The sequence below is a fragment of the Terasakiella pusilla DSM 6293 genome (assembly GCF_000688235.1).
In the GTDB taxonomy this organism is placed as follows: Bacteria; Pseudomonadota; Alphaproteobacteria; order Rhodospirillales; family Terasakiellaceae; genus Terasakiella; species Terasakiella pusilla.
The window spans coordinates 94,422-101,178 of record NZ_JHYO01000016.1 but is presented as its reverse complement, the minus strand read 5'-3'; the positions used below and the strand labels follow the sequence as shown (position 1 = coordinate 101,178).

The following is a 6,757-nucleotide window of genomic DNA, read 5'->3' as shown; positions in this document are numbered from 1 at the left end:
TATCAAGACAGCAGAGGGCTGGCTGTACTTGGCCGTTGTGATTGATCTTTATTCCCGCCGTGTCATTGGCTGGGCGACAAGTAAACGCTTAAAACGCAAACTGGTGATTGATGCCCTACAACGGGCGATCGCTTTACGTCAACCGCCTGAAGGCGTGATCTTCCATCCAGATCGTGGAAGTCAATATTACTCGCACGACTACCAGAAATTTCTCAGAAAACATGCCTGCAAGGCTTCTATGTCAGGCAAAGGTAATTGTTATGATAATGCCACTGTTGAGACATTCTTCAAATCTTTGAAAGCTGAATTAATCTGGAGAATGAAATTACAAACACGAGAACAGGCAGAAAAAGCCCTGTTTGGATATATTAACAGGTTCTACAATTCAAAACGCCGACATTCATATTTAGGAAATATCAGTCCAATGCAATTCGAAATGAAGGTCGCCTAAACGGAGAAAGTGCTCTCCACTTTTAGGGAACGGGTCCAGTTCATTACTGGCTCGTAATTGCCCATGTGCAGGATATTCGATGGCATGGGCAATGACAGCATCTTCCGTCATCTGGTCGACGCGATTTTTGAGGTTCGGTGTGTTTCTACTCTTTTCGAAAAGAGCAGAAACACCGCCTTCATCAACGGCGGCCTTATAGCGGTAAAAGGTATCTCTGGAAAAGCCCATGACATTGCAAGCCTTGGACACGTTATCGAGTTCTTCTGCCAGATTGAGAAGTCCGACTTTATGTTTGATGATTCTTTCGTTACTTTAAAGCATAGGGTTACCTCTTGGTGTTTTGATGTTTAAAGGTTCTCACCTCCATCAAAACGGGTAACCCTTCCTTTTTGCAAGAAGGACTGTCAGATCAGATCGGAACTAATTCAACTTATGAATCGTGCGCAAAGCGCGTTTACATATGCGGGCTGTTTCAGCACTTGTAGTTTCGCGCATCCAGCGTTGACACAGGCTTGCGACCCAATCAGGTTGATCCTTGCTCGCATCGTTGAGCCAATTGGCAACCGAGTCCTGCACATAAATGGCCGGATCAGCCTTCAATGGATCTAAAACAGGTAAACAAAGCTCCGGTGTTGTCTTTAGAGTCTTCAGGTGAGCGCACCAGACCCCGCGGGGGCGCAACGCTTCGCAGGCAAAGCGGCGGATACGTTCTGAAGGGTCATGCGTCCATGCGGACAGGAGGTCTATACTCGTCTCCAACTCAGCGGCAAGATGGGGGCGCAGTGACAACCACGACCACTCCCGCACCCCAAAGTGAGCATCATCCGCAAGTGTCCGCATCAAGTCCAATCGCGCCTGTAGCGACAAATCCGCTACTGCCGCGAGTACATAGCACGCCCATCCGCGCACAGTATCGGAGGGGTGAGACGTCAGCTCCGCCTGCTTTTCTTGTCCATATCGGGCTAAAATAAGGTCTGCCGCCAAGGCCATACGACGGGTAATGCCTTGCGTCGCAGCCGCTTTCATGCGCTCCAGCGACTCAGAACCGATATCCGGCAACACGGTCCACATGAGATGGGCAAAATCAACAGCAAGACATTCGGTTAAAACCGTTGCCTCCGCTTCACCACGGTTCAACTGGGCCAGCCGTTCCGGTGTGATGTCCGAAACCCGTTTGCGCTCCCCGACCCGCGTCATATCACGTCATCCTCTTCCAATGTCTTCCACACCCGATTGAGCAAGGGGCTCAACACCTTGAAATCTTCCTCGGAAAAACCCTCAAACAGTGATCCAATCCAACGACTGTGTTCTTCCCCTAATTTAGCCGCAACCTCTTCCCCTTGCGGACTTAATCGCACGATCAAACGGCGACGGTCTGTAGCATCCTGCTGACGGCTGATATAACCATCGCGTTCCAATCCATCCAACAACCCTGTGATGGTCCCGCGCGTCACACCCGCGCGTTCGGCAAGTTCATTCGGCGCGCCCCCTTGCGGCATCTGCTGCAACAAAAACAACACTATAAATTTTCCCTCTGACAACTGATAAGGCGCCAATCGACGCGCACAAGCCCGATCGATTGCCGACGCAAGGGCCAACACCTCGAAACACGCCTTCATCTTGCTGAGATCCGCCTGTCCTTTTTCCTGCGCAACGCCAAGAAGAGCGCAATACTTTTGCTCTAATGTCACCATTTCGATTTCCCCTTATTAAATTGATATCAAATTATAAGGCGCCAAATTATATGTCAACTATTCCCGCTTCCTGCCATCAGATTAAAAGTTAAGGGACCTTGCTATATAGTTCTTGGGTGTTACCCTAAAATGCCCTAAAAATAACTCAATCACACGTGGATAAAATCATGAGGGATAGTTGATTTTGATTTCAGCTTTCTTCGCCAATAACGACTTTGTCAAAAGGGTTTCCTAGATGGGCACCAGACTTTTGCTGATAATCCTTCTCTCTGGTATTTTCGCCATTACGGGAACCTGGTTTCTCGTCACCAGCATCGCAGAAGAGATGTTAGAAGATCAGGCGCGGTCTGAAAGTCTTGCCTGGGCGCAATTTGTGAAACGTGATTTGCGCGATCTCGACCATATTTTACGCGGGGCGCCACCGACCATTCAGGATATCCAGACCCTCAGCACCGCAAAAAATGTCGGCAACGTGATCTGGTTCAAAATTTACGACCACGATCGTTCCATCGTCTGGTCTAAGGACTTTCAGGAAATCGGAGATGTAAACGAAGCCCCCTTTTTCACCAGTCAGGTCGCAAAAGGAGAAAAGATCGTTCTACTAAGCCGCCAATCCGATAGCGACCAAGTCATCGCGACCGCCTATCTGCCGATTATGGATCAGTCAACCTTTCTGGGTGCCATTGAGGTTACCATGGACCTGACCCATATCGCGGCCAACAGTGACAATCTGGCCATCAGCATTTCAGTCGGGCTGGCAGTCCTGTTTGTTCTATTGCTCATTGTCACCGGATTTTCCGCCCGTCTGGAGATTAAACGTGAACGCGCGCTGAAAGAAAAAGCCCAACAAGCCGCCCGAGCCCGCAACGACTTTATCGCCATGGTCAGCCACGAACTGCGTACCCCCTTGAACGGAATTTTGGGGGCACTGGGGCTGATTAAGGAAAATCACGCCGAAAATAAGGATGAAACGCAACGTTTTATCCGCACAGCGATACATTCAACAGAACATCTACTCGCGCTTATCAACGAAATCATTGATTTTACGCAGCTTTCCGCACAACGCACAACCATTCACAAAGGTTTTGTCGATGTCCACGATCTAATGGACGAACTAAAGACCATCTTCCAGCTAGAGGCCGACACCAAAGGGCTAACGCTTCATCTGGAAAGCAAACTCCCCGATGATGCTTTTGGTGAAAGTGACTTAAAGCGTCTGCGCCAGATTTTATTTAATCTTGTGTCCAACGCCATCAAATTTACCAAACAGGGCCAGGTGACCATCTACAGCGAAATCAGCTTGAATGAGGAGCGAAGCCTGATCTTTCGCGTCATCGACACCGGCATCGGCATGGATGAAGAGCAACAGTTCAAGGTCTTTGAGCGCTTTCATCAGGTTGATAACTCCCTCACCCGCGCCTACGGCGGGATTGGGCTTGGCTTAAGTATCTGCCGAGAGCTTGCCCAGCTTATGGGCGGCGACCTCAGCCTTGAAAGCACAGTCGATACGGGCAGCACCTTTACACTTAAGCTTCCCTTTCCGACCTTGAAAAAGGAATCCCGACCACTATCGGACAAGTCAACACCGCCGATTGAGCAGTCGCTAAACCTTTTGTTGGTGGAAGACAATCTGGTCAATCAGAACGTCTTGAAAATCATTTTGGAAAAAGCCGGTCATACCGTCATGATTGCGGATAACGGACAAGAGGCCGTTGAGATCGCGAACGATCATCTTTTTGATCTGATCCTTATGGATATTCAGATGCCCCGCAAAAACGGCGTAGAAGCCACAAAAGAGATCCGACAATCTAACGGGCCAAATGCACAAACACCGATTGTCGCCTTAAGCGCAAATATTCTGGAAGAACAGCAGAAAAGTTATCTAGAAGCAGGCATGCAGAACTGTCTGGCCAAGCCAATTAAGGCGGAAGACTTACGTCGCGAAGTCCTCAGCCTCTATCACCGTCATAAACCGTCTTAGTGCAAAACGGCGGAATGCGGACGTTCTTTGGTTTGCAAAACTTCAACAGCGCGGGTAATGCGGCGCCACAGGACTTCACCTTCCTGATTACCCAAACGCTGAAATTCATCCCCCCGGATGGCTGCATATAACGCAGCTTCCTCGCCAAATTTTTCGATAACCTGATTGGCTGTTTTATAGATATCTGTCTCGCTTTTCATCGGCTTCGCTTCGACCTCATGATATTACCGATGCTTACGGCTAGCTTGTCTTCCACCACGACAACTTCCCCATCGGCAATTTTTTGATCCGAAGAAAAGACATCGATCGGGTCCCCGACACCACGGTCCAGTTCCACAACCGCGCCACGGCCCAGTTTCAGGATCTGGCTCATGGGCATGACGGACATCCCCAAGACAGCACGAACGTTGATTTCGACATCATAGACCGCTTCCAGATCACCCCCAAGTCCGAGCGCATCCCCAAGGGACATCTCGTCACTTTTGGGCGCAGAAGACTTTGCCGCTTCCTCTGCCTCAATATCGGCAAGGGCCGCAGCCATGTCTAAATCGTCATCCAAAGACGGTGCGTTGTGATCTTCTGCAAGTGCAGCTCCCCAATCTACGGAGAGATCATCATCGTCTTCATCGTCCGCCATAAGCGCCTCTTAACTTTACGATACAAAGGTCGGATATATGGAGTCACATATCCGACACTGCCAATTTAATGCGAAAAAGGTTAACAAACCGTCTAATCTGACAGCTTGGTCCGATATTTTTTCGATACCTGATAGAGTTTAGCACAGTTATCACGAATATTCACCAGATAGGGCGAGGCTTCTTCATTAAACCCGTTAATATGGGTCAGAAGGGCCAAATCCCCCATGGTATGGGAATGTCGCTCGATAGATTTGATATGTCCATCAAAACTATGGGCCGGATTTCGATAGGTATCGTGGGTTTCCCGCAGGTTCGTCATAAAGATGGACAACAAGGTTTTGACAAATTTATCTGCCCCGTTGATGCGGCTTTCCAACACCTCTGGCGCCACCACGATCAGTGTTGAATCTTCCAAGGCAATGGCAGAAGCCAACCGCTCCTGCCCGTCAAGCACCGCAATTTCGCCAAATATCTCGCCAGGGTTAAGGGTCGTGATCTCAACCTCGCTCCCTTGGATTGTTTTGTAAATACCGATCATGCCGGTTTCAACGATGTAGGCAAAGTCACCGGCCTCACCTTCATTAAAGATGCGCCGGCCCTTTCTTACCCGTCTGCCTTCATAAGTGGGGTCTTCCATATGGGATTTGGATGCGGACATCTCGACCTCACAGACATTCTGCGAAACGAACGGCCTCACCCACAGGATCCCCAATCAACTGGTCATCATGCATGACCACATTACCACGCACGATGGTGCTGATTGGCCAGCCTTTGACCTTCATGCCGTCATAAGGGGTCCAGCCACAACGTGACGCAATCCAGTTATCGGTGATCGTGCGTTCCGCCTTCATGTCCACAATGGTGAAGTCCGCATCATAGCCTTTAGCGATCCGGCCTTTTGCCGCCACGTTATAAATACGGCACGGCCCTGCACTTGTCAGATCGACGAAGCGTTCCAGCGTCAATTTACCGTTGTTCACATGGTTCAACATAATCGGCACCAGCGTCTGCACACCTGTCATGCCGGATGGGCTTTTCGGGTACTCAGCGGCCTTTTCTTCCAATGTATGCGGGGCGTGGTCGGACCCGATACAATCAACAACGCCCTGATTGATCGCATTCCACAACGCATCCACATGGCGCTGCGCGCGGATCGGCGGGTTCATTTGCGCTTTGGTGCCCAATGTTTCATAAGCTTCGTCATTCAAGGTCAAGTGCTGCGGTGTGACTTCCACGGTTGCAATGTCTTTATATTGCGGCAGAAGTTCCATTTCCTCAGCAGTCGTGACGTGCAGCACATGGATACGACGTTTCACCCCTTTAGCAATACGCAGGATACGCTGGGTGGCAAGGAATGCGGTTTGCTCATCGCGCCATACAGCGTGCATGCGCACAGGCGCGCCGTCTTTCACCAGCGCAAAACGTTCTTCCAAACGGTCTTCATCTTCGCAATGGACCGCCACGCGGCGTGTGCCGTTGGAGAGTACGCTTGCGAGGGTCGCATCATCTTTCACCAGCAAGCTGCCGGTGGAGCTTCCCATAAAGATTTTAACGCCGCTGACGCCTTGTTCGCGTTCCAGAATATGCAAATTCTCGGCATTTTCCGCCGCCGCCCCGATAAAGAAGGCGATATCAGTCCAGACACGGTTTTTCGCACGGCGGCATTTGTCCGCCATATCTTTTGCGGTGATGGTTGACGGTTTGGTGTTCGGCATTTCAAAGACGGCTGTCACGCCGCCCAAGGCCGCACCTGCTGTACCCGTTGCCAAATCTTCTTTATGTTCCAGACCCGGCTCGCGGAAATGCACTTGGCTGTCGATCACGCCCGGCAAGACATGCAGACCTGTCACATCCATCACCTGTTCGGCCTTGGATGGATCAATATCCCCGATTTCGGCGATTTTACCGTCCTTGATCGCAACATCGGTTTTGACAATACCCGCGAGTGTCGCGCAGGTGCCGCCTTTGAGGATCATATCGTACATTGTGCAGT

At 50.3% G+C, this 6,757-nt stretch carries 8 protein-coding genes and 1 pseudogene; 2 read left to right on the top strand and 7 right to left on the bottom strand.

From position 1 onward, the window contains the following. Positions 1-451, top strand: a 451-nt coding sequence (locus tag Q397_RS0112340; protein ID WP_028879684.1) for an IS3 family transposase, incomplete at its 5' end; no start/stop codon positions are given. 36 nt (positions 452-487) lie between these two features. Here the strand turns inward: Q397_RS0112340 and Q397_RS24725 are convergent. The 3 genes and pseudogenes from Q397_RS24725 to Q397_RS0112325 all read right to left on the bottom strand — a co-directional run. Then, positions 488-751, bottom strand: a pseudogene (locus Q397_RS24725) (helix-turn-helix domain-containing protein); the annotation flags it as partial. 120 nt (positions 752-871) lie between these two features. After that, complete coding sequence (locus tag Q397_RS0112330) at positions 872-1,648, bottom strand: HEAT repeat domain-containing protein (RefSeq protein ID WP_028879682.1); 777 nt, start codon at positions 1,646-1,648, stop codon at positions 872-874. After that, positions 1,645-2,145: a MarR family winged helix-turn-helix transcriptional regulator gene (locus tag Q397_RS0112325; RefSeq protein ID WP_028879681.1), complete on the bottom strand. Its 501-nt coding sequence runs from the start codon at positions 2,143-2,145 to the stop codon at positions 1,645-1,647. The genes Q397_RS0112330 and Q397_RS0112325 overlap by 4 nt, the downstream gene beginning before the upstream one ends. Positions 2,146-2,380: 235 nt before the next feature. Between Q397_RS0112325 and Q397_RS22340 the strand changes: the two genes are divergently transcribed. Then, positions 2,381-4,126, top strand: a complete 1,746-nt coding sequence (locus Q397_RS22340) for an ATP-binding protein (RefSeq protein WP_051609971.1) — start codon at positions 2,381-2,383, stop codon at positions 4,124-4,126. Here the strand turns inward: Q397_RS22340 and Q397_RS0112315 are convergent. From Q397_RS0112315 to Q397_RS0112300, 4 genes are all read right to left on the bottom strand, one after another. Then, positions 4,123-4,326: a hypothetical protein gene (locus tag Q397_RS0112315; protein ID WP_028879680.1), complete on the bottom strand. Its 204-nt coding sequence runs from the start codon at positions 4,324-4,326 to the stop codon at positions 4,123-4,125. The genes Q397_RS22340 and Q397_RS0112315 overlap by 4 nt on opposite strands. After that, on the bottom strand, positions 4,323-4,763 hold the full coding sequence (locus tag Q397_RS0112310; RefSeq protein ID WP_240475069.1) for a FliM/FliN family flagellar motor switch protein: 441 nt from the start codon (positions 4,761-4,763) through the stop codon (positions 4,323-4,325). The genes Q397_RS0112315 and Q397_RS0112310 overlap by 4 nt, the downstream gene beginning before the upstream one ends. A gap of 92 nt (positions 4,764-4,855) precedes the next feature. Next, on the bottom strand, positions 4,856-5,422 hold the full coding sequence (locus tag Q397_RS24190) for a cyclic nucleotide-binding domain-containing protein (RefSeq protein ID WP_051609970.1): 567 nt from the start codon (positions 5,420-5,422) through the stop codon (positions 4,856-4,858). Between the two features lie 7 nt (positions 5,423-5,429). Next, a complete protein-coding gene (locus Q397_RS0112300; RefSeq protein ID WP_028879678.1) occupies positions 5,430-6,749 on the bottom strand; it encodes a dihydroorotase in 1,320 nt (439 codons plus the stop codon). Positions 6,750-6,757 lie beyond the last annotated feature (8 nt).

What these genes read in the sequence shown, in the direction of transcription:
- Q397_RS0112330 (WP_028879682.1), bottom strand. Translation starts at nt 1,648, where the DNA reads ATGACGCGGGTCGGGGAGCGCAAACGGGTTTCGGACATCACACCGGAA.
- Q397_RS0112325 (WP_028879681.1), bottom strand. Translation starts at nt 2,145, where the DNA reads ATGGTGACATTAGAGCAAAAGTATTGCGCTCTTCTTGGCGTTGCGCAG.
- Q397_RS22340 (WP_051609971.1), top strand. Translation starts at nt 2,381, where the DNA reads ATGGGCACCAGACTTTTGCTGATAATCCTTCTCTCTGGTATTTTCGCC.
- Q397_RS0112315 (WP_028879680.1), bottom strand. Translation starts at nt 4,326, where the DNA reads ATGAAAAGCGAGACAGATATCTATAAAACAGCCAATCAGGTTATCGAA.
- Q397_RS0112310 (WP_240475069.1), bottom strand. Translation starts at nt 4,763, where the DNA reads ATGGCGGACGATGAAGACGATGATGATCTCTCCGTAGATTGGGGAGCT.
- Q397_RS24190 (WP_051609970.1), bottom strand. Translation starts at nt 5,422, where the DNA reads ATGTCCGCATCCAAATCCCATATGGAAGACCCCACTTATGAAGGCAGA.
- Q397_RS0112300 (WP_028879678.1), bottom strand. Translation starts at nt 6,749, where the DNA reads ATGTACGATATGATCCTCAAAGGCGGCACCTGCGCGACACTCGCGGGT.